The 20404-nt window shown below is 62.8% G+C and carries 20 protein-coding genes, 1 other RNA gene and 1 pseudogene; 10 read left to right on the forward strand and 12 right to left on the reverse strand.

Annotated features, from left to right (window positions below; translation table 11 throughout):
* The first annotated feature begins 66 nt into the window (after positions 1-66).
* Positions 67-810, forward strand: coding sequence for a hypothetical protein (locus tag BWR19_01040; protein ID APX91648.1), 744 nt, complete (start codon positions 67-69; stop codon positions 808-810).
* A gap of 18 nt (positions 811-828) precedes the next feature.
* On the opposite strand, the gene BWR19_01045 is transcribed toward BWR19_01040, so the two are convergent.
* The 8 genes from BWR19_01045 to BWR19_01080 form a co-directional block, all read right to left on the reverse strand.
* The gene (locus BWR19_01045) at positions 829-2115 is read right to left on the reverse strand and encodes a hypothetical protein (GenBank protein APX91649.1); all 1287 of its coding nucleotides are present in this window, start codon (positions 2113-2115) and stop codon (positions 829-831) included.
* 162 nt (positions 2116-2277) lie between these two features.
* Entirely contained in the window at positions 2278-3405 is a 1128-nt protein-coding gene (locus BWR19_01050) for a carboxynorspermidine decarboxylase (GenBank protein APX94850.1), read from the reverse strand.
* Positions 3406-3459: 54 nt separating this feature from the next.
* Positions 3460-4659 (reverse strand): saccharopine dehydrogenase, encoded by a 1200-nt coding sequence (locus BWR19_01055; protein APX91650.1) that lies wholly within the window; start codon positions 4657-4659, stop codon positions 3460-3462.
* A 161-nt stretch (positions 4660-4820) separates the two neighbouring features.
* Positions 4821-5777: a hydroxyacid dehydrogenase gene (locus BWR19_01060; GenBank protein APX91651.1), complete on the reverse strand. Its 957-nt coding sequence runs from the start codon at positions 5775-5777 to the stop codon at positions 4821-4823.
* Positions 5778-5781: 4 nt separating this feature from the next.
* Complete coding sequence (locus BWR19_01065) at positions 5782-6489, reverse strand: 4-carboxy-4-hydroxy-2-oxoadipate aldolase/oxaloacetate decarboxylase (protein ID APX91652.1); 708 nt, start codon at positions 6487-6489, stop codon at positions 5782-5784.
* A gap of 20 nt (positions 6490-6509) precedes the next feature.
* Positions 6510-8015, reverse strand: coding sequence for a hypothetical protein (locus tag BWR19_01070; GenBank protein ID APX91653.1), 1506 nt, complete (start codon positions 8013-8015; stop codon positions 6510-6512).
* 2 nt (positions 8016-8017) lie between these two features.
* The gene (locus BWR19_01075; GenBank protein APX91654.1) at positions 8018-8461 is read right to left on the reverse strand and encodes a hypothetical protein; all 444 of its coding nucleotides are present in this window, start codon (positions 8459-8461) and stop codon (positions 8018-8020) included.
* 57 nt (positions 8462-8518) lie between these two features.
* Complete coding sequence (locus tag BWR19_01080; protein ID APX91655.1) at positions 8519-9490, reverse strand: hypothetical protein; 972 nt, start codon at positions 9488-9490, stop codon at positions 8519-8521.
* Positions 9491-9740: 250 nt separating this feature from the next.
* Between BWR19_01080 and BWR19_01085 the strand changes: the two genes are divergently transcribed.
* Genes BWR19_01085 through BWR19_01100 form a run of 4 tightly spaced genes read left to right on the forward strand, consistent with a single transcriptional unit; the run spans position 9741 to position 12677 of the window.
* The gene (locus tag BWR19_01085) at positions 9741-10481 is read left to right on the forward strand and encodes a hypothetical protein (protein APX91656.1); all 741 of its coding nucleotides are present in this window, start codon (positions 9741-9743) and stop codon (positions 10479-10481) included.
* 37 nt (positions 10482-10518) lie between these two features.
* Positions 10519-11190 (forward strand): diguanylate cyclase, encoded by a 672-nt coding sequence (locus BWR19_01090; GenBank protein APX91657.1) that lies wholly within the window; start codon positions 10519-10521, stop codon positions 11188-11190.
* A 29-nt stretch (positions 11191-11219) separates the two neighbouring features.
* Positions 11220-11918 (forward strand): hypothetical protein, encoded by a 699-nt coding sequence (locus tag BWR19_01095; protein APX91658.1) that lies wholly within the window; start codon positions 11220-11222, stop codon positions 11916-11918.
* Between the two features lie 18 nt (positions 11919-11936).
* Positions 11937-12677, forward strand: a complete 741-nt coding sequence (locus BWR19_01100) for a hypothetical protein (protein ID APX94851.1) — start codon at positions 11937-11939, stop codon at positions 12675-12677.
* A gap of 133 nt (positions 12678-12810) precedes the next feature.
* On the opposite strand, the gene ssrA is transcribed toward BWR19_01100, so the two are convergent.
* Together ssrA and BWR19_01110 are read right to left on the reverse strand one after the other, a co-directional pair.
* Positions 12811-13190, reverse strand: a transfer-messenger RNA (tmRNA) gene (gene ssrA / locus BWR19_01105).
* Positions 13191-13250: 60 nt separating this feature from the next.
* Entirely contained in the window at positions 13251-13733 is a 483-nt protein-coding gene (locus BWR19_01110) for an SsrA-binding protein (protein APX91659.1), read from the reverse strand.
* A 128-nt stretch (positions 13734-13861) separates the two neighbouring features.
* Between BWR19_01110 and BWR19_01115 the strand changes: the two genes are divergently transcribed.
* Together BWR19_01115 and BWR19_01120 are read left to right on the forward strand one after the other, a co-directional pair.
* Positions 13862-14296 carry a ubiquinone-binding protein gene (locus BWR19_01115; GenBank protein APX91660.1) on the forward strand — a complete coding sequence of 145 codons (435 nt, stop codon included), beginning with the start codon at positions 13862-13864 and terminating at the stop codon, positions 14294-14296.
* Positions 14297-14317: 21 nt separating this feature from the next.
* Positions 14318-14620 (forward strand): RnfH family protein, encoded by a 303-nt coding sequence (locus tag BWR19_01120; protein APX91661.1) that lies wholly within the window; start codon positions 14318-14320, stop codon positions 14618-14620.
* Between the two features lie 195 nt (positions 14621-14815).
* Here the strand turns inward: BWR19_01120 and BWR19_01125 are convergent.
* A pseudogene (locus tag BWR19_01125) lies at positions 14816-15220 on the reverse strand (outer membrane assembly protein BamE).
* A 33-nt stretch (positions 15221-15253) separates the two neighbouring features.
* Here BWR19_01125 and BWR19_01130 point away from each other — a divergent pair.
* On the forward strand, positions 15254-15700 hold the full coding sequence (locus BWR19_01130) for a ferric iron uptake transcriptional regulator (protein APX91662.1): 447 nt from the start codon (positions 15254-15256) through the stop codon (positions 15698-15700).
* Positions 15701-15788: 88 nt separating this feature from the next.
* Here the strand turns inward: BWR19_01130 and BWR19_01135 are convergent, their stop codons facing one another.
* Positions 15789-17462 carry a DNA repair protein RecN gene (locus BWR19_01135; protein APX91663.1) on the reverse strand — a complete coding sequence of 558 codons (1674 nt, stop codon included), beginning with the start codon at positions 17460-17462 and terminating at the stop codon, positions 15789-15791.
* A gap of 221 nt (positions 17463-17683) precedes the next feature.
* Between BWR19_01135 and BWR19_01140 the strand changes: the two genes are divergently transcribed.
* Together BWR19_01140 and BWR19_01145 are read left to right on the forward strand one after the other, a co-directional pair.
* On the forward strand, positions 17684-18319 hold the full coding sequence (locus BWR19_01140; GenBank protein APX91664.1) for a nucleotide exchange factor GrpE: 636 nt from the start codon (positions 17684-17686) through the stop codon (positions 18317-18319).
* A 122-nt stretch (positions 18320-18441) separates the two neighbouring features.
* Entirely contained in the window at positions 18442-20373 is a 1932-nt protein-coding gene (locus BWR19_01145; GenBank protein APX91665.1) for a molecular chaperone DnaK, read from the forward strand.
* Positions 20374-20404: the final 31 nt, after the last annotated feature.

The raw sequence follows: 20404 nt of genomic DNA on the forward strand, positions 1-20404 counted from the left end.
GGAGATAGAGTACCATGGCGGCAAATAATTCCCCCGCGGCCCGGCGGGGGCGCCAAAGGACCAGAGATGCTGCCCGACTACTCCTGGCTCGCCTGGAGCCTGATCATCTTTTCCACCTACCTTACCGGGGTCTCCAAGGGCGGCTTCGCCGGTGGCTTTGGCACCCTCTCGGTGCCGCTGATGGCGCTGGCCATCGGTCCCATCGAGGCGGCCGGCCTGCTGCTTCCGCTGCTGCTGGTGATGGATGCCTTTACCGTCAAGGCGTGGTGGGGGCATCACGACCGCGGCGAGGTGCGGCGCCTGCTTCCCGGGCTGGCACTGGGGGTGGTCATCGGCACGCTGCTGATCGGCAGCCTCGACGAGGACGGCGTGCGTCTGCTGCTGGGCGTGCTCTCGCTGCTGTTTGCCTTGTACATGCTGCTGCGCCCTGCGGCAGGGCGCCCGATCTCGCCGCGCTGGGCGCCGCTGGCCGGGACCGGCTGCGGCTTCACCAGCTTTCTGGCCCACGCCGGCGCGCCGCCGATCAACCTCTACCTGATCCCCCGTCGCCTGGCCAAGCGTACCTTCATCGCCACCTGCGCCATGGTGTTCGCCGCGGTCAACCTGATGAAGCTCGGCCCCTACCTGTGGCTGGGCGAGATAAACCTGACCAGCGCCTGGGCCTCGCTGGTGCTTGTGCCGGTGGCCTGGGCCGGCGTGCGCAGCGGTCTATGGCTGCAGCACCGGGTCAACGAGACGCTGTTCTACCGCCTGATCATCATCGCCATGGCCGTCGTCGGCGTGCAGCTGGTGGTCAAGGCGCTGGGGTAAATCGTCGAGCCGTTGCGGTCATTCGGGAATACGCCAGGTATCTGGGCACTCGTTGCTACGAAACAGCCGCTGGGCGGTATAGGCATTGGCGCGCTGGGCAACTACCTCGCGGCCTTCGCTTAGCGAGGCCAGCCGCGCCGGGGTGGGGTGGCGCACCGAGAGCAGCGTCAGGTCGTCGTGGCGGGTCAGCGCATAGTCGGCGGCCAGCGACTCGACCAGCGGGGCGAGGCGCGCGGGATGGGCGTCGAGGCATAGCGACAGGCGCATGGCGCCGCCGTCGATCAGGTTGGCGTGCAGGCCGGCGTCGACCAGCCGGCCAAACACCTCGTGCTGGCGGACTTCGTCCATGAACGAGAAGTCGCGGGGCTGGATCTCCAGCAGCACCTGCTCCTCGGCCAGGATATAGGCCGGCACCAGGTCGTCGTCGCCGTGCTGCGAGATCACGCTGGGCGGAGCGTCCGGGGTCTCGAACGAGCGCACCTTGAGGGGTATGCGGCGCTCGCGCAGCGGCGCCAGGGTCTTGGGGTGGATCACCTTGGCACCCAGCCAGGCCAGCTCGATGGCCTCGTCGTAGCTGAGTTGCATCAGCTGTTGGGCGTTGTCGAAGCGCCGTGGGTCGGCGTTGAACAGCCCCGGCACGTCCTTCCAGATCACCACCTCCTCGGCGTCCAGGCAGTGGGCGATGATCGCGGCGCTGAAATCCGAGCCCTCGCGGCCCAGCGTTGTCGCGACGCCGCCGGCGCTGCCGCCGATAAAGCCCTGGGTGATGACCATTCGTCCGCCGGCGAGCGCCTGCAGCCGCTGCGAGGTCTCGGCCCAGTCGACGTTGGCGGCCTGGTGGTTGGCATCGGTGACGATCAGCCGGCGGGCGTCGTGCCAGTCGCAGGCCAGGCCGATCTGGTTGAACCAGGCGCTGACGATGGTGGTGGAGAGCAGTTCGCCATAGCCGATCGTCTGGTCGTAATGAAACGCCCGTTCCGCGTCGCGATGCTGGCGATGGCAGTCGTCCAGTTCGCTCAGCAGTTCCTCGACGCGCTCGCCAAGCTGGCCCTGCCGTGTTCCGAACAGGCTCTCGACGGCGGCCAGGTGGTCGCGGCGCAGCGCCTCGAGCTGTTGGCGGTAGTCGTCCTCGTCGCTGCCGCGGGCGGCGGCGAGCAGCGCCTCCAGGGCATTGGTGGTTTTGCCCATGGCGGAGACTACCACCACGTCGGGGCGCGCCTCGAGGTGCTGCAGCAGCTCACCCAGGTGGCGAATCGCATCGGCGTCCTTGATGGAGGCGCCGCCAAACTTGAATACCGTGGTCATTACCGTCTCTCCCTGGCGGTGGATGTGGCACTGATACCTTGCGGCAATCCCGGGCCGGACGAAAGAGGCGCGGCGCAGCGTGCAAGCGATTGGGTGCCATGGCGTAAATGCGCCCAGCAAAAAGGCACCCGAAGGTGCCTTGTCTAAGCCGATGAGACTCGCTCAGCTGAGCCGCTGCATATAGTCCACGTAGCCGAAGGTCCGCACCGTGCGCACCTTGCGGCTCGCCTCGTCGATGCGGCAGATCGACGGCAGGCGGATACCGTTGAAGGTGGTGGTCTTGACCATGGTGTAGTGGGCCATGTCGGTGAATACCAGGCGGTCGCCGATCTCGAGAGGCGCGTCGAAGCTGTAGTCGCCGATCACGTCGCCGGCCAGACACGTCATGCCGCCCAGGCGATAGGTGTGGGCCTTCTCTTGGGGCTCGCCGGCGCCGATGATCTCGGGCCGGTAGGGCATCTCCAGCACGTCGGGCATATGCGCGGTGGCGGAGGTGTCGAGGATGGCGATGGGGCCGTCGTTGTCGACGATATCCAGCACCGAGCAGACCAAGTAGCCGGTGTTCAGCGCGATCGCCTCACCCGGTTCCAGGTAGACGGTAAGGTGCGGATGGCGCGCCTTGAAGTCGCGGACCACTCGCACCAGCCGCTCGACGTCGTAGTCGGCGCGGGTGATATGGTGGCCGCCGCCCAGGTTCATCCACTTCATGCTGCCGAGGTAGTGGCCGAACTTTGCTTCGAAGGCCGCCAGGGTCGCTTCCAGGGCGTCGCTGTTCTGCTCGCACAGGGTGTGGAAGTGCAGCCCCTCGAGGCCTTCCAGGTCCGCAGGAGCCAGATCCGCGGCGCGGGTGCCGAGCCGCGAGCCCGGCGCACAGGGGTCGTAGAGCGGCACCGCGCCGGTAGAGTGCTCCGGGTTGACCCGCATGCCGCAGGAGACCCGGCGCGGCGCCGTCGCGATGGTCTCGCGGAAGCGCCGCCACTGGCCCGGCGAGTTGAAGCTGAGGTGGTCGGCGTAGCGCAGCACCACGGCCAGCTCCTCCTCGGTGAACGCCGGCGAGTAGCAGTGCACCTCGCCACCGAAGGTCTTGGCGCCCAGACGCGCCTCGTCCTGGCCGCTGGACGTGGTGCCCACCAGGTACTCGCGGATCATCGGGAAGCAGTCCCACATGGCGAAACCCTTCAGCGCCAGCAGGATCCGCGCGCCGCTGGCTCCCTGGACCGCCGCGAGGCGCTCCAGGTTGCGGCGCAGCAGGGCATCGTCCACTACATAGGCCGGGGAGGGGCAGGCCATAATGTCAAAATTGAGCTTGAAGTCCAGGCCCTGCTCGCGTGCGTTGGCCATGGCTCAGGCCAGCGGGTCGTGGTCGGGGTCGAGCTCGACCACCTGCCAGGGCAGGCCCATCTCGCCGATGCGCGCCATGAAGGGGTCGGGGTCGAGCTGCTCGACGTTGAACACGCCCGCGCCCTTCCAGATGCCTTCCAGCATCAGCATGGCGCCGGTCACCGCCGGTACGCCGGTGGTGTAGGAGATCGCCTGGGACTGCACTTCGGCATAGCACTGCTCGTGGTCGCAGATGTTGTAGATATGCACCTTGCGCCGCTTACCGTCCTTGATGCCGTCGGCGATGATGCCGATGTTGGTCTTGCCCTTGGTGCGCGGGCCCAGCGACGCCGGGTCGGGCAGCACCGCCTTGAGGAACTCCAGCGGAGATATCTCGGCATCGCCGACCTTGATCGGCTCGATGCTGGTCATGCCGACGTTCTCGAGCACCTTGAGGTGGGTGATGTACTTCTCGGAGAAGGTCATCCAGAAGCGGATGCGCTCCAGGCCCTTGATGTTCTGGCACAGGGATTCCATCTCCTCGTGGTAGAGCAGGTAGATGTCCTTCTCGCCGATGCCGTCGAAGTCGAACTTGCGCTTCACCGCCAGCGGGTCGGTCTCCTTCCACTCGCCCTTTTCCCAGTAGCGACCCTTCGCGGTGATCTCGCGAATATTGATCTCCGGGTTGAAGTTGGTGGCGAACGGGTAGCCGTGGTCGCCGCCGTTGGCATCCAGGATGTCGATGCGGTGGATCTCGTCGAACAGGTTCTTCTGGGCGTAGGCGCAGTAGATGTTGGTCATGCCCGGGTCGAAGCCGCAGCCCAGGGTGGCCATGTTGCCGGCATCCTTGTAGCGGTCCTGGAAGGCCCACTGCTCCTTGTACTCGAACTTGGCCTCGTCCGGGTGTTCGTAGTTGGCGGTGTCCAGGTAGGGCACGCCGGTGCGCAGGCACGCCTCCATGATGGTCAGGTCCTGATAGGGCAGCGCCACGTGGATCAGCACGTCGGGTTGGAAGGATTCGATCAGGGCGACCAGCGCCTCGACGTCATCGGCATCCACCTGGGCGGTCTGAATCGGGCGATCCAGCTGGTCGGCGATCGCCTTGCACTTGGCCTCGTTGCGGCTGGCCAGCATGATCTCGCTGAACACCGCGGGGTGCTGGGCGCACTTGTGGGTAACGACACCGCCGACGCCGCCGGCGCCAATAATCAGGACTTTGCTCATGGGTTCGCATCCAGATCGGGTAATGTTCGGTCGTGGCCTCGCCCAGGACCCGGTGGGCCGGCGAGAGGGCGCAGATAATGGCTCCCCACGAGGCTGCTCGCAAGTGGTTTTCGCGTCAAGTCTGAGACCACGGCCGATCGAGATCTGAAGGCTGCTTCTGCCTAGCCAAGTTGACGGATAGGCTCTCCCTGTTGCCAGGCGTGGATGTCTTCCACCATCTGCTGGTAGAAGAGCCTGAACGTCTGCTCGCTGGTATAGCCCAGGTGAGGTGTCAGCAGCAGCCGTCCGCTGTCGATCAGCTCGTGATCGCGAAGCGGGTCATCGGCAGGCAGGGGCTCCTGATCGAAGACATCGATGGCGGCTGCGCCTAGGGTCTGGCTGCGCAACGCGTCCACGAGCGCTTGAGTGTCAACAATTTGCCCTCGCGATGTGTTGACAAGGCAGGCCGTAGGTTGCATCAGGCTAAGCGCCTCGCGGCCTATAAGCCCCTGGCTGCGAGGCGAAAGCACCACATGTATCGACACTATATCTGACACCTTCAATAGATCTTCCAGGGAAGGCGCAAGCTCGACGTCATGCTCATCACAAAGCGCTTGCGTCAGATTTTGTGACCAAGCCAAGACGCTCATGCCGAAGGCTTTAGCAAGTGCTGAAACCTGCTGGCCAACCTTGCCCAGCCCGACGATGCCCAGCGTCAGCCCCGCAAGGTCACGCCCCAGTCCCTGCTGCCACTGGCCATTGCGCAGGTGATTTGACTCGACGACTATCCGTCGCTGGCTTGCCAGTATCAGTCCCAACGTCAGCTCGGCAGTGGTGGTTTTCCGCAATTCGGTGCCACATACCGTGATGCCCTGGCGCGCGGCAGTGTCGAGGTCGATCGAGAGGTTGCGCGCGCCCGAGGTAACGATAAGTTTCAGCCGTGGGAGCCTCTCCAGCAGTGCCCCGGGTAGCGGGGTTCGTTCACGCATCACGCATAGGACGTCATAGGCGGCAAGGCGCTCTACCAGAGCGTCCTGACCGGTTATCGTATCCTGGAATACGTCGATCTCTCCCAGCCCGCTCCAGTCCGCTAGTCGCAGGGCATCATTACCATAATCATCTAAAATGGCGATCTTCATATTTTTACTCCCGGTAAAGTGGCCAGTCGAGAGGGCCATCATCGTAGCGAAGCCCCTTTTCGATAACTTTTTCGCGTAAGCCCAGCAAGTCGAGTGTCTTTCCGCCCTGCTTGATGGCCGTGCGCATGGCCTCTTCCTTTTCGATGCGCTGGTGAGAGGCATCGAGAACGCTGGCAGCTCGCTGGCGGGGAACCAAGACGACACCGTCGTCATCGGCCACTACCACGTCGCCGGGGATGACCAAGCGTCCGCCGCACATGATGGGAACATTGACGGCACCTACCGTTTCCTTGACCGTGCCTTGAGGGCTAATGGCCCGCGACCATACTGGAAAGCCTTGCTCTCTAAGGTCCTTGATATCGCGTGCCCCCGTATCAAGGACGGCACCAACGCCGCCTCGCTGTGTCACGAACTCTGCAAGGATATCGCCGAAGAACCCATCGAGGCTGCGTGATGTCGTGCCCACTACTAACACATCGCCTGGCTCCATCAGTTCGATGGCGACGTGCAGCATCCAGTTATCCCCCGGGGCGCAGAGTACGGTAACCGCAGATCCTGCCATTGCTGCACCTGGGACGCCGGCACGGATTTCCGGTTCCATTGCTCCAGAGCGGCCCTGTGCCTCATGGACAGTGGCAACGCCACACTTGCCAAGTGCTTCGATCACCCCCTTTTCAGCACGCTCAATTGTCTTGATAGCAACCTTGTTCATGTTTTCATCCTTATTTTAGGTCATGCTTTTTCAGTGATTTTTTTTCGTGGTTTGAAGCTTCCCCAAGCGACCCAAACTAGTAGCAGAGCCGCCAAGAAGAGGAAGGAAGCGCTGATGGGCCTTTCCAGAAACACCATGAAATCTCCCCTGCTGAGCAGCATCGAGCGGCGTAAGTTCTCCTCCAGCATCGGGCCGAGGATAAAGCCAAGTAGCAGCGGTGCTGCTTCAAAACCCAATTTAATCAATAGATAGCCAACGCCGGCGAAGCCAGCAACAAGTAGCACGTCCATTACAGATCGGTCGAGACTATAGACGCCGGCACAGATCAGAAGGATGATGATGGGGAACAGGAGACGATATGGGATCTGGAGAATCTTTACCCAGATCTTTATCAAGGGAATGTTAAGAATAAGCAGCATCAAGTTGCCGATTAAGAAGCTCACCACGAGCCCCCAGAATAGTTCCGGGTTCTCAGTTACAACCCTTGGCCCTGGCGCAATGCCATGTATCATCAGGGCCCCTAGCATTAATGCCATGATGGCGTCGCCAGGAATACCCAACGTCAAGGTGGGAATGAAAGAGGACTGTGCTGCGGCGTTATTTGCACCTTCTGGTGATGCAATGCCTGCTACTGCGCCCTTGCCGAAGGTTTCCGGCTTGGAGGAAACGCGCTTCTCCACAGCGTAGGCCATGAAGGAAGCCATGGACCCACCGCCCGTTCCGGGTAGAATGCCGACAGCAGTGCCAACGCTTGAGCCACGCAGGATTGGCCAGCCCGATTCTCGCCACTCCTGGCGCGTTGGTAGCAGAGAGCGAAACGTCACGCGAGCCTTGTTAGCGCCACTGCCGGTTTTTCCGATGCTGGAAATAACCTCTGAGACACCAAACAGTGCCATGGCAATTACGATAATGCTCACGCCATCAAAAAGCTCGGGTATGCCGAATGTCATGCGCATTGCACCGCTGTTGACATCGATGCCAACTAGGCCAATCAGTAATCCCAGTACTACGCTTGCAAGTCCTATCAATGGCCGACCCTGACTTATTGAGCCAGCCGCAACTAGACCAAGAATCATCATTGAGAAATAGTCTGCAGAATGAAAGGATAGTGCCAACTGAGCGAGTGGTGGCGCCATGAGAATCAGTACGATTATAGCGAAGCAGCTACCCACAAAAGAAGCGATGGTGGTAATCATCAGTGCGGCACCAGCGCGCCCTTTTTGTGACATTGGGTAGCCGTCCAGGCATATTACGGCTGACGATGCAGTGCCGGGCAAGTTGAGAAGTATCGAGGCGATCGACCCACCGTACTGAGCGCCATAGTAGATCCCCGCCAACATGACCAATGCCGCAGTGGCTGGGACGTGAAATGTCAGTGGCATGAGTAGCGACACTGCTGCCAGGTGGCCAATGCCAGGAAGCACCCCCACAATCATTCCAACACTCACGCCGAGCAGACAGTAGAGCAGGTTCTCCATGGTTAGCGCAGTGGCCAGGCCAAGCTGAAGGCTCTCCAATAGATCCATGATTAACTCCAGATCAGAAATGGAATAGGCACGCCCAGCACCAGGGCAAATAGCGCCCAAATCGCCGGCACCAGGACGCTGGCGAGCAGTACCAGCGCAAACTTATTGGCCTTGGGGTCAGCCAATCCGGAAATGACCACTACAGCGAGGCCCGCAGGAGCAAAGCCAAAGCGCGGTAACAGCCAGGCAAAAGCGATAATCGCCGCGGGAATGACAAGCCAGGGGCGCAGGTTGAGTGGAGGAAGCCTTTCATGAGTACGCAACGAGCTGAGCACGATGCCGGCTCCCAGCAGTAATAGCAGCGTACCGAGGGTGATCGGGAAGAAGCCAGGGCCCATGCGACGTGGCGTACCAAAGCTATAGTCGGAGGCGACTATCAATACCAGGCCTCCCAGGAGCACACAGGCTACTCCCGCCAAGAAGTCCTTGGAGGTAAGTACATTCATCGTCTAATCCCGTCAGAAGTGGCCAGGGCCCAGAACACTGGGCCCTGGCTGGTAATGTCAGTCGGCGCTGATATTGGCTGCTTCGATGATGGTCGAGAACTGCTCCCGAAGCTCATCCAGCATCTGGCCGAATTCTTCTGACGTCATGGGTGAGACAATGGCTCCTCGATCAGAGAAGGTGTCCTGGGCCTGATCGGTTTCCAGATAGGCGACAACATCCTCGTAGATCTTTCCAACGATCTCATCGCTAACACCAGAAGGGGCGAAAAGGCCTGCCCACTGGCCGGCTGCAACGTTGGGAACGCCACCTTCGATCAGGGTTGGAAGGTCTGGATGAGAGTCGACGCGTTCCTGGCGAGCAACCCCCAGTAGTTTGATATCGCCGCTATCGACGAACGGCCCCACTGACGACAATGCCAACACGCCGACCTCGGCTTCGCCAGATGCAACCGCCGTCGCAGCAGGAGCGCCGCCACGATAAGGGATGTGCACGGTGTCTATGCCGGTCTCATAGTTGATCCACTCTGGCACGATATGGTTTAGAGAGCCGATGCCAGCCGATGCAAAGCTAATATCACCCGGATTGGCTTCGGCGTAGGCAATGTACTCTTCGGTCGTATCAAAGGGGGCGCCGCTGTATGCTGCCAGGACGAGTGGGGTGTCGCTGATCATCGTGATCGGACGAAAGTCGGTGGCCGGGTCGTAGGGGGCGTCGTCGAACAAGTAGGGGTTGATGACGTTGACACCCATGTCGGCAACGAAGAGGGTGTGGCCGTCGGGGGCGGCCCTTGCGACCGCAGTCGCCGCGACGAAACCTGCCCCGCCGGTGCGATTGTCCACGATGACTTCCTGGCCCCAGATCGGTGTCATGGCTTCTGCCACGGTGCGTGCTGCTATATCGGCAATTCCCCCAGGTGCGTAGGGTACGACGATAGTAACGGTCTGATCAGGCCAAGCGTGTGCGGATAGCGGAACGGTGGCGAGTGCAATAGCACCGATGGCGCTGGCGAGAACCTTCTTATTATTCATGTTGTATTCCTCATTATCGTTCTAACGGTGTGCTAGGCGTGTGTCTCGGGCTTCTCATCGCGCCTGAATCGGCATGCCTGCCTCGGCGGCGTTGAGAGGCATTCTTGTCTTGCCCTCCGGTGGCTGGCCAAGAGCCAATAGGTCCTGTCTTGAGATTTGACCAATTTCCCTGATAGGTCAAGAAATGGTTGCCCAATTTTTTTTCGCCAACTAAAGTTGGGTAAGGTCGCTGTTCATGCGAGGAGATGTTATGGAAGAGCATCACGCGACGCTGGTGCAGCTGCGCGCCTATCTGTCGCAGAGTGGGAAGCGGCCCAATGATCGCCTGCCCCCCGAGCGCGAGCTGGCGGAGTATGTGGGTGTCACGCGTGGTGAGCTACGCAAGGCGCTCGCGATACTCGAGAAAGAGGGCCTGGTGTGGAGGCATGTGGGTAAAGGTACCTTCGTGGGTGATCGCTCCCCCCTCAAGGCGTTTGACCCTGCGAGCCTCCTTCATCATTGCAGTCCGTCTGATATCGTGCGGGCGCGCATGACATTTGAGCCAGGCTTGGCTGCCGAGGCCGCACTTCAGGCTACGCCTAGAGACATCGAGGCGATGTACGACGTGGCCAGGCGCAGTCGCGAAGCATCAACCTGGCGCGAGTACGAGGCGTGCGACAACCAGTTCCATAAGCTGATCGCCGACTCCACGCAGAATCTGATTACGGCCTCAATGTTCGACATGTTGTCGGGTGTAAGGCGGGCAATGGTGTGGGGACGGCGGCGCACCAACACCCTGCGCCCTGAGCCTGACCATCATTCGTTCGATGAGCACGAGAGCATTATTCACGCGATTGCCGACCGTGATCCTGCCGCGGCCTCTGCGCAGATGTTGCAGCACCTGTTGAGCGTAGAGCGCCAGTTGCTCACACCGCACACGCGCCTGGAGCTGGGCCAACCCTCTCAGCCACAAGAAGAAAAAACAGACCAATTTGACCAATATAACCAATAGTGCGCCGCTAACTGGTACGGCGCGGGAGATGCCTGCTATGACGAACCAACGATTGGATGGCAAAACCCTTGAGCGCTGCCGCGCTCTTTCGACGTCAAGCTTGAGCGATGCGCTTGATAAGCATGGCCTACCCGGGGCGGTAGAGGGGCTGAAGCCATTGATGCCAGAGGCATCCATCGCCGGGCAGGCGTTTACGCTGGCCTATATGCCCGTCGGGGCCGAGGGTGGCACCGTGGGAGACTTCCTCGATGATCTGGGCCCGGGGGATGTGGTGGTGATTGATAACCGCGGCCGCACGGACTGTACCGTCTGGGGCAATATCATGACCGAGGTGGCCAAGCGCAATAAGGTCGAGGGCACTGTGGTCGACGGGGTAAACCGTGACCTGCAGGAGAGCCTGGCGCTGACCTACCCAATCTGGTCAAGACAGGGGCATATGAGAACGGGGAAGGATCGCGTGATGCTACAAGCGATTAACGTTCCGGTCTGTCTTGGCACGGTGCGCGTTGAGCCGGGTGATCTGATCTGCGCAGACGGCAATGGCGTCGTAGTCGTGCCGCTGTCGCGAGTGGAGGCTGTACTCGCCACCGCCGAAAGCATCGAGGACAAGGAGGACGCTATTCTGGGTGACGTCCGCAATGGCCTATCCCTCGGAGAGGCGCGTGCTCGCCACGGCTACCACGCTCTACAGACTCGAGAAACTACCTGATAAGCACCATTGATCGAAGAGGTGTCGTGATGACGAGTTCATGGGTCATACCAGCCCCCGAGCTGGCGAGTGTTCCAGTGGCGGATAGCGAGCAGCGTTTTCCTGTGCATCGCATCTATTGCGTTGGCCGTAATTTTGCGGCACATGCGGTTGAGATGGGGCACGATCCAGACAAGGAGCCACCGTTCTTCTTTCAAAAGAGTGGGACGACGCTGATCACTGATGGCGGCGATTTCAGCTATCCGCCGGCGACGCAGGAAGTGCATCATGAAATTGAGCTGGTGGTTGCTCTGGCCAAAGGGGGAGAGAATATTCCTGTCGAGCAGGCGTTGGAGCATATCTACGGGTATGCGGTTGGCCTAGATATGACACGCCGGGACATCCAGGCTGAGATGAAGAAAATGGGGCGTCCATGGGACACCGCCAAGAGCTTCGAAGGTGCTGCTCCGTGCAGTGCCATCGTGCCGGCGGCGAAGATTGGCCATCCTGATAAAGCGGCGATCTGGTTGAACATCAATGGTGAAGTGCGCCAACAGGGTAATCTCGATCAGATGATCTGGAAAGTGCCTGAAATCGTTTCCCAGCTGTCACGTCTATTCCGCCTGCGTGCGGGTGACCTAATTATGACAGGCACCCCCTCTGGGGTTGGCTCGGTGTCGATCGGTGACGACTTGCAGGGAGGAATCGAGGGTGTTGGAGAGCTGCACACTCGGGTGGTGGCTGGCTAGGCCCCGGCTGCCATGCTGATACTGCTGTCAATCTTGACGCTGGTGCTGGCAGGGTTCGTCAAAGGCGCCATTGGTTCTGGAGTCCCCCTGATCGTGGTGCCCATCTTCACGGTGCTCTACGATATCCAGACCGCCATCGTCGTCCTGCTGGTGCCCAACCTGCTGAGCAATATGTTGCAGGTCTGGCGCTACCGTCGCCATCTGCTGCCGCTGCGCTTTCTGGTGTGGTTTGCCGTGGCGGGCGGGGTGGGCGTCCTGCTGGGCACCTGGGCGCTGGTGAGTATCAACGAGAAGCTGCTGTCGATCACCGTCGCGGTGACTATGCTGGCCTACCTAGGGTTGCGCGTGCTGCGCCGCGATGCCGAGCTGGGGCACGCGCTAGCCAATAAGCTGGTCATTCCTGCTGGCCTATGCGGGGGCGTGCTGCAAGGCGCGGTGGGAATGTCGGCGCCGGTGTCGGTGGCGTTTCTCAACTTCATGCGCCTGGAGCGACGGGTTTTCATTGGCTCGATTTCGACGTTCTTTGCCGCCATCACGGTGGTTCAGCTTCCTGCGCTGCTATCCGTTGGGCTCGTCACCTGGCCGCTCGCCATGGCCAGCGTGGCGGCATTCCTGGTGATCTGGCTGGCCATGCCGCTGGGAGGGCGGCTAGGCCAGTACCTGGCGCGTGACGTCTTCGACAAGGTCATCATGGCGCTGCTGTTCCTGATCGCCATGCGCATCTTGCTGGATGCCTTGCTGACCTCGGTGAACGGGTAGCCGGCAGGGTGCGGCGCTACCATTGAGTAGCACCCGCGCCAAAAAAAGCTGACCACACCATGCCAAAAACAGACCAAATCATGCCCTATGAAACGAAAAAAGCACCCGTAGGTGCTTGATTCGTATGCTTGATTGGTGGAGGCGGCGGGAATTGAACCCGCGTCCGCCGGCACTCGCTCTTCGGCTCTACATGCTTAGGTCCGTCTTTTGATTTAACGCTGCTGGCTCCGACGGGCAGGATCCAGCTACGCGATTCCTCTAAGGTTTAGCGATTGGCGAGAGGACACCACCAACCGCGATCCCATCAGTTTGCGCTCATATCCCCGCCGTGATGAATGGGCACATCACTTTGGGGCCGGACTAGAAGCTAACAGCTATTAAGCTGCCAGCGCGCCCTGAGCGTAGTTGTCGTCGTTTGCGACTATTTAATCGTGATGTTGTATTTACGAGATACATCACGCTCTCGGCATGCACCTAGGAGGTTGTCACCGGCGTCGAAGCCATGTCGCCCCCGTGGAACCTCATCATTCTATCAGGTGGGGACGGCGCGACGCCAGTTCAAGCGTGCGCCGTTCAGTGGTCGCGCATGATCCGCGCCTTCTGGCGGTTCCAGTCGCGCTCCTTCTCGGTGGCGCGCTTGTCGTGCTGCTTCTTGCCGGTCACCAGTGCCAGCTCGCACTTGATCAGGTTCTTCTTCCAGTACAGCTTGAGCGGCACGCAGGTGTGGCCCTTGTCCTGGGTGCGCGAGAAGATCTTGGCGATCTCCTTGCGATGCAGCAGCAGCTTGCGGGTGCGCGTCGGATCGGCGATCTCGTGGGTGCTGGCGGTATTGAGCGGGGTGATATGGCTGCCCAGCAGCCAGGCCTCGCCGTTCTTGATCAGGATATAGGTGTCGGTGAGCTGGGCCTTGCCGGCACGCAGGCTCTTGACCTCCCACCCGGCCAGCGCGAGGCCCGCTTCGAAGGTCTCGTCGATGTGGTACTCGAAGCGGGCCTTCTTGTTCTGGGCGATGACGGAACTGGACGGGCCTTTGCCCTTGCCTTTCTTGTTGGCCATGGAACCTCGTGTGTCGATATGCCTTGGCAGCCCCGTTCGAGATGGGGGGAAGCGTGATAAGATTCAAGGCTTGACGAAATAGCCGACCATGATACGCGTACGGCCCAGCAAAGTCAGCGGAGAGGTAAATGCCTACGGTCAATCGGTCCGCCCTGGTGCGGCACTCCCCCCAGGCGATGTTCGACCTGGTCAACGATTTCGAGCGCTATCCGGAGTTCCTGCCGGGCTGCCGGCGGGCACGCCTGATCGAGCGCGACGAGGAGCACCTGATCGGCGAGATGACCCTGGGCAGGGCGGGTATCGAGCACAGCATCATGACCCGCAACGACCTGGTCGAGCCGGAGCGTATCGAGCTATCGCTAGTCAAGGGGCCTTTCAAGCGCCTGCGCGGTCGCTGGCTGTTCACACCGATGGGCGAGGATGCCTGCAAGGTGAGCCTGGAGATGGAGTTCGAGTTCGCCAACCGGCTGCTGGGCATGGCCTTCGGCAAGCTGTTCCAGCAGGTCGCCGGGCAGCTGGTGGAGTCGTTCACGCGCCGCGCCGACGACCTCTATGGGCGCTGACGTGAAGGAGGGCGTGCCGCGATGAGCGCGACGATTGAGGTTGAAGTGGCCTTCGCGCTGCCGGAGCGGCAGCGGCTGGTGACGCTGACACTACCCGCGGGGACGACGGCCCGCCAGGCGGTGCTGCAGGCCGGGATGGCTCAGGCGTTCCCCGAGCAGGGCGAGGCGTTCTTCCGCGAAGCGCCGCTAGGCATCTTCGGCACGCTGCTCAAGCGCGACGACCTGCCTCTCAGCGAGGGCGACCGGGTCGAGGTCTACCGCCCGCTGCAGATCGATCCCAAGCAGGCGCGCAAGCGGCGCGCCTCGCAGGGCCAGGCGCGCTGAGCGAACGTCAGGCCGAGGTCAGAGCGACGGGTCCTGCTGGATCGGCTCCTGCTCGCTGGGTTCGGGCTGGCTGGGCTCCGGTGCACGCTCGGCGGGGGCGCCGCCGGCCGGCGCCGTGCCACCGCCCTGCTGTGGCTCGGGTTGGGCGTCCGGCTGCGGGCCCATGCCGTCGTCCGGGCCGACGCCCTCCGGGGCCGGGCCGGGGCCATCCTCGGGCATCAGGTCGATGTCGCGGGACAGGTCGCCGTCGCGGCTGATGTCGACCAGGCGGTCGCCGTCGAAGGTCAGGGTGACGCGCCGCTGGTCCACGCCGCCGTAGGCCTCGTCGAGGCGGAACAGATAGTCCCACTGGCTGGCGTCGAAGGGCCCCTCGAGCAGCGGGGTGCCCATTACGCCGCGCACCTGGTCGCGGCTCATGCCCGGCTGAAGCTGCCCGACCATGTCCTGGGTCACCAGATTGCCCTGGGCCAGGTCGCGCTTGTAGACGCCGAAGTAGCTGCAACCGCTGACCAGCGTGGTGAGGGCAACGGAAAGGGTGACGGTTTTGATCAGCTTTTGCATTTGAGCCTGTTCTTCACTATCGTTGAGTCGGTCGATCATACCCGACCCTACACGTTACTGCGAAGAGCGACCATGGCCGATCAGAACCATGAACTGCGCAAGGCGGGTCTGAAGGTGACCCTGCCCCGCGTGAAGATCCTGCAGATCCTGGAAAATGCCCCGGGTCAGCACCACTTGAGCGCCGAGGATGTCTACAAGGCACTGCTGGAGGCCGGCGAAGACGTGGGCCTGGCCACCGTCTATCGCGTGCTGACCCAATTCGAGTCCGCCGGCCTGGTGATCCGCCACAACTTTGACGGCGGCCACGCGCTGTTCGAGCTGTCTCAGGACGAGCATCACGACCATATGGTGTGCCTCGAGAGTGGCGAGATCATCGAGTTCTTCGATGAGACCATCGAACGTCGCCAGCAGGAGATCGCCGAAGAGCACGGCTTCGAACTGGTGGACCATGCGCTGGTGCTGTACGTGCGCCCCAAGGGCTCCAAGGCCACGCGCCAGGAAGGCATCCAGAAGAAGTAGACGCTAGCGTTGCCCGCGATAAGACTCGGCCCCGATCATGGATCGGGGCCGAGTGCGTTGTGGGGCCGCGCTACGTCATCGCGACAGCTTAGTGATGGGCGTGCTGGCTGGCGTCGAGCATCTCGCGGGCATGCGCCAGGGTCCGTTCCGATAGCTTGACCCCGCCGAGCATGCGCGCCAGTTCACGTACCCGGCCGGCACCGTCGAGCAGCACCATCTGGGTCAGAGTGGTGTCGGCCTCGGCCTGCTTCTCGATATGCAGATGCTGGTGGGCCTGGGCGGCGACCTGGGGCAGGTGGGTCACGGTCATCACCTGGCCGCCCTCGCCGAGGCGCTTGAGCAGCTGGCCGACGATCTCCGCGGTGGCACCGGAGATCCCCACGTCGACCTCGTCGAATACCAGGCTGGGAATGGTCGAGTGGCTGGCCGCTACCACCTGGATCGCCAGGCTGATCCGCGACAGTTCGCCGCCGGAGGCGACCTTGGTCAGCGGCCGCGGCGGCTGGCCGGGGTTGGCGCTGATCAGGAAGCGCACCGCGTCCATGCCGTCTGCGGCTGGCGTATCGCGGGCCTCGACCTGCACCGCGAAACTCGCTTTGCCCATGGCCAGGAAGCCCAGCTGTGCCTGCACTTCGTCGGCGAAGCGCGTGGCCGCCTTGTGGCGCGCCGCGCTGATCGCCTTGGCTTGCTGGCGCCAGGCGTCGCGTAGCTGCTCGACCTCTTGGCTGAGCGCCTCGAGGTCGTGTTCGCCGCCGTCGAGTTCGGCCAGCTCATGGTGCAGGCGCTGGTGCAGCGCGACCAGCTCGTCGGGCAGCACATGATGCTTGCGGGCGATGCGATGCACGGCACCGAGCCGCTCGTCGACCTCGGCCAGACGTGCCGGGTCGAGCTCGGTGGTGTCGACGAAGCGCTGCAGCTCGCGGCTGGCTTCCTCGACCTGGATGCGCGCCTCTTCGAGCATGCCGAGGGCCTCGGCGAGGCTGCCGCGGTCGCTGCCGGGCAGCGCGCCCAGGCGGCCGACCGCCTGGGCCAGCAACGACTGGGCGCCGCCGTCTTCGTGGTCGCAGCAGTCGGCGGCGGCCTGCGCCTCGCGCAGGGTCTCCTCGGCGTGGGCGAGGCGCGTCTGCTCCTCCTCCAGGGCGTCGAGTTCGCCCTCGGCCAGTGCCAACTGGTCGAGCTCATCGACCTGATAGCGCAGCAGCTGGCGGCGTGCCGCCAGTTCGTCGCCGTCTTCGCTCAGGCGCTTGAGGTTGCGCCGCGCCTGCTGCCAGCGACGGTGGGTCTCGCCCAGGGTGGCGACCGCCTCGCGCTGGCCGGCGTAGTCGTCGAGCAGGCGCAGGTGGGTGTCTTCGCGTAGCAGCGCCTGATGGGCGTGCTGGCCGTGAATCTCGATCAGGTGCTCACCCAGTGCCTTGAGGTCGGCGATGGTCGCCGGCTGACCGTTGATCCACGCCTTGGAGCGGCCCGCGGCGGTGATTACCCGACGCAGCAGGCAGTCGTCGCTGGGCAGCTCGCGGCTCTCCAGCCAGGCCCGCGCCTCGGGCAGGGCGGCGATATCGAAGCGTGCCGAGAGGTCGGCGCGCTCGCCGCCGTGGCGTACGCTGCCGGCGTCGGCGCGCTCGCCGAGGCACAGCCCCAAGGCGCCAAGCAGGATCGACTTGCCGGCCCCGGTCTCGCCGGTGATGGCGGTCATGCCGCCGTGAAGCTCCAGGTCGAGGCTATCGACGATGGCGTAATCACGAATCGCGAGCTGTACCAGCATGGCCGCCTGTCTCCTTGCAGTAGTCATTACTCTCTGTGCGTTTATACAGTAGTCGATTGTCGCCGACAATGCTCGCGCAGACGCCGCGCGCCTGCATGCCTTGAGATTGTCGCGGGCATCCCCATATAGGCTGCAATTCGATGCACTTAAGTCTTGCAGATACTGCATGTCGTGAAATGTTCTGGCGGCCGCGCGCCGCCTTTGGATGTCAGGAGACACTCATGGCCAAACAACCGCAGACGCCGCTGGACGATGAGCTGGCGCGTGCCGAGCAGGATGCCGAGCCGCAGAAGACACCGCTGGATGGCGATCTCGAAGAGGCCATCGAGGCCGCCGCCGACCAGGGTGAGAGCGAGCCGCTCGAAGAGCCAGCAGCCAGCGACGCCGATGTCGATGCACTCAACGCGCGCATCGAGGAGCTCGAGCAGAGCGCCGCCGAGGCCAAGGACCAGGCGCTGCGCGCCGCCGCCGAGGCGCAGAACGTGCGCCGCCGCGCCGAGCAGGAAGCCGACAAGGCGCGCAAGTTCGCGCTGGAGAAGTTCGTCAAGGAGCTGCTGCCGGTGATCGACAGCCTCGAGAAGGCGCTGGAGGCCATGGAGGACGGCGCCAGCGACGCCCACCGCGAGGGCGTATCGATGACCCTCAAGCTGCAGCTCGACGTGCTCGGCAAGTTCGGCGTCGAGGCGGTGGAGCCCCACGGCGAGCCGTTCGACCCGCAGTACCACGAAGCCATGGCGATGGTGCCCAATCCCGAGCTCGACCCCAATACCGTGATGGACGTGATGCAGAAGGGGTACCTGCTCAATGGGCGCCTGGTGCGTCCGGCCATGGTGGTGGTCAGCCAGGCGGCGAACTGACCAAACGCCGACGCGATTGGGGGCGCGGGTCTTGAAAAGCGCCAGGCGGCCCCCAGATAGACGACAACCCCGCGGCGAAGGCCGCGACGTACGAATCAAGTAACAACTTTCGAGGATTTCCTATGGGACGCATCATCGGTATTGACCTGGGGACGACCAACTCCTGTGTCGCCGTTCTCGACGGCGACAGCGCCAAAGTCATCGAGAACGCCGAAGGTGGCCGCACCACGCCGTCCATCATCGCCTACACCGATGATGGCGAGACGCTGGTCGGCCAGGCAGCCAAGCGCCAGGCGGTCACCAACCCGCACAACACCCTCTACGCCATCAAGCGCCTGATCGGTCGTCGCTTCAAGGACGACGTGGTGCAGAAGGACATCAAGATGGTGCCCTACGCCATCACCGAGGCCGACAACGGCGACGCCTGGGTGGAAGTGAAGGGCAAGAAGCTGGCCCCGCCGCAGGTCAGCGCTGAAGTGCTCAAGAAGATGAAGAAGACCGCCGAGGACTACCTGGGTGAAGAAGTCACCGAGGCGGTGATCACCGTGCCGGCCTACTTCAACGACAGCCAGCGTCAGGCCACCAAGGACGCCGGGCGCATCGCCGGCCTCGAGGTCAAGCGCATCATCAACGAGCCCACTGCGGCGGCGCTGGCCTACGGCATGGACAAGTCGCGCGGCGACAAGACCATCGCGGTCTACGACCTGGGCGGCGGTACCTTCGATATCTCGATCATCGAAGTGGCCGACGTCGACGGCGAGACCCAGTTCGAGGTGCTGGCCACCAACGGCGACACCTTCCTGGGTGGCGAAGACTTCGACATGCACCTGATCAACTACCTGGTCGATCAGTTCAAGTCTGACTCCGGCATCGATCTGTCCGGCGACAACCTGGCCATGCAGCGCCTCAAGGAAGCCGCCGAGAAGGCCAAGATCGAGCTCTCCAGCGCCCAGCAGACCGACGTCAATCTGCCCTACATCACCGCCGACAACACCGGGCCCAAGCACCTCAACGTCAAGGTCACCCGGGCCAAGCTCGAGTCGCTGGTGGAGGACCTGGTGCAGCGCTCGCTGGCGCCGTGCAAGACCGCATTGGCCGATGCCGGCCTGTCGGCCTCGGAGATCGACGACGTGATCCTGGTCGGCGGCCAGACGCGCATGCCGATGGTGCAGAAGAAGGTCGCCGAGTTCTTCGGCAAGGACGCCCGCAAGGACGTCAACCCGGACGAAGCCGTGGCCGTGGGTGCCGCCATCCAGGGCGGCGTGCTGGGCGGCGACGTCAAGGACGTGCTGCTGCTCGACGTCACCCCGCTGACCCTGGGCATCGAGACCCTGGGTGGCGTGATGACGCCGCTGATCGAGAAGAACACCACCATCCCGACCAAGAAGACCCAGACCTTCTCGACCGCGGATGACAACCAGACTGCGGTGACCATCCACGTGCTGCAGGGCGAGCGCAAGCAGTCAAGCGGCAACAAGTCGCTGGGCCGCTTCGACCTGGCCGACATTCCGCCGGCGCCGCGCGGCGTGCCGCAGATCGAGGTCGCCTTCGATCTCGACGCCAACGGCATCCTGCACGTGTCGGCCAAGGACAAGGCCACCAACAAGGAGCAGTCGATCGTCATCAAGGCCTCCAGCGGCCTGTCCGACGACGAGATCGAGCAGATGGTCCGTGATGCCGAGGCGCATGCCGACGAAGACAAGAAGTTCGAGGAGCTGGTGGCGCTGCGCAACCAGGCCGACGGCATGATCCACGCCACCCGCAAGACCCTCGAAGACGCCGGCGACAAGGCCAGCGACGAGGAGAAGCAGGCCATCGAGAGCGCCATCGGCGAACTCGAGGAGGCGTTGAAGGGCGACGACAAGGACGCCATCGAGCAGAAGCTCAGCGCCCTCACCGAAGCCTCCGGCAACCTGGCCCAGAAGATGTACGCCGAGCAGGCCGAGGCCGCTCAAGGTGAGGCTGGCGGCGAGCAGGACGCTGGCGCCAAGCCGGAAGATGACGTGGTCGACGCCGAGTACGAAGAAGTCAACGACGACCAGAAAAAGCAGTAACCACGACATCTGAGCTTCGGATGACGCCAGC

It is taken from the genome of Halomonas sp. 1513, assembly GCA_001971685.1.
Classification (GTDB): Bacteria; Pseudomonadota; Gammaproteobacteria; order Pseudomonadales; family Halomonadaceae; genus Franzmannia.

Excerpts from the sequence above, each read along its gene's own strand:
- BWR19_01040 (APX91648.1), top strand. The coding sequence starts at position 67 with ATGCTGCCCGACTACTCCTGGCTCGCCTGGAGCCTGATCATCTTTTCC.
- BWR19_01045 (APX91649.1), bottom strand. The coding sequence starts at position 2,115 with ATGACCACGGTATTCAAGTTTGGCGGCGCCTCCATCAAGGACGCCGAT.
- BWR19_01050 (APX94850.1), bottom strand. The coding sequence starts at position 3,405 with ATGGCCTGCCCCTCCCCGGCCTATGTAGTGGACGATGCCCTGCTGCGC.
- BWR19_01055 (APX91650.1), bottom strand. The coding sequence starts at position 4,659 with ATGAGCAAAGTCCTGATTATTGGCGCCGGCGGCGTCGGCGGTGTCGTT.
- BWR19_01060 (APX91651.1), bottom strand. The coding sequence starts at position 5,777 with ATGAAGATCGCCATTTTAGATGATTATGGTAATGATGCCCTGCGACTA.
- BWR19_01065 (APX91652.1), bottom strand. The coding sequence starts at position 6,489 with ATGAACAAGGTTGCTATCAAGACAATTGAGCGTGCTGAAAAGGGGGTG.
- BWR19_01070 (APX91653.1), bottom strand. The coding sequence starts at position 8,015 with ATGGATCTATTGGAGAGCCTTCAGCTTGGCCTGGCCACTGCGCTAACC.
- BWR19_01075 (APX91654.1), bottom strand. The coding sequence starts at position 8,461 with ATGAATGTACTTACCTCCAAGGACTTCTTGGCGGGAGTAGCCTGTGTG.
- BWR19_01080 (APX91655.1), bottom strand. The coding sequence starts at position 9,490 with ATGAATAATAAGAAGGTTCTCGCCAGCGCCATCGGTGCTATTGCACTC.
- BWR19_01085 (APX91656.1), top strand. The coding sequence starts at position 9,741 with ATGGAAGAGCATCACGCGACGCTGGTGCAGCTGCGCGCCTATCTGTCG.
- BWR19_01090 (APX91657.1), top strand. The coding sequence starts at position 10,519 with ATGACGAACCAACGATTGGATGGCAAAACCCTTGAGCGCTGCCGCGCT.
- BWR19_01095 (APX91658.1), top strand. The coding sequence starts at position 11,220 with ATGACGAGTTCATGGGTCATACCAGCCCCCGAGCTGGCGAGTGTTCCA.
- BWR19_01110 (APX91659.1), bottom strand. The coding sequence starts at position 13,733 with ATGGCCAACAAGAAAGGCAAGGGCAAAGGCCCGTCCAGTTCCGTCATC.
- BWR19_01115 (APX91660.1), top strand. The coding sequence starts at position 13,862 with ATGCCTACGGTCAATCGGTCCGCCCTGGTGCGGCACTCCCCCCAGGCG.
- BWR19_01120 (APX91661.1), top strand. The coding sequence starts at position 14,318 with ATGAGCGCGACGATTGAGGTTGAAGTGGCCTTCGCGCTGCCGGAGCGG.
- BWR19_01130 (APX91662.1), top strand. The coding sequence starts at position 15,254 with ATGGCCGATCAGAACCATGAACTGCGCAAGGCGGGTCTGAAGGTGACC.
- BWR19_01135 (APX91663.1), bottom strand. The coding sequence starts at position 17,462 with ATGCTGGTACAGCTCGCGATTCGTGATTACGCCATCGTCGATAGCCTC.
- BWR19_01140 (APX91664.1), top strand. The coding sequence starts at position 17,684 with ATGGCCAAACAACCGCAGACGCCGCTGGACGATGAGCTGGCGCGTGCC.
- BWR19_01145 (APX91665.1), top strand. The coding sequence starts at position 18,442 with ATGGGACGCATCATCGGTATTGACCTGGGGACGACCAACTCCTGTGTC.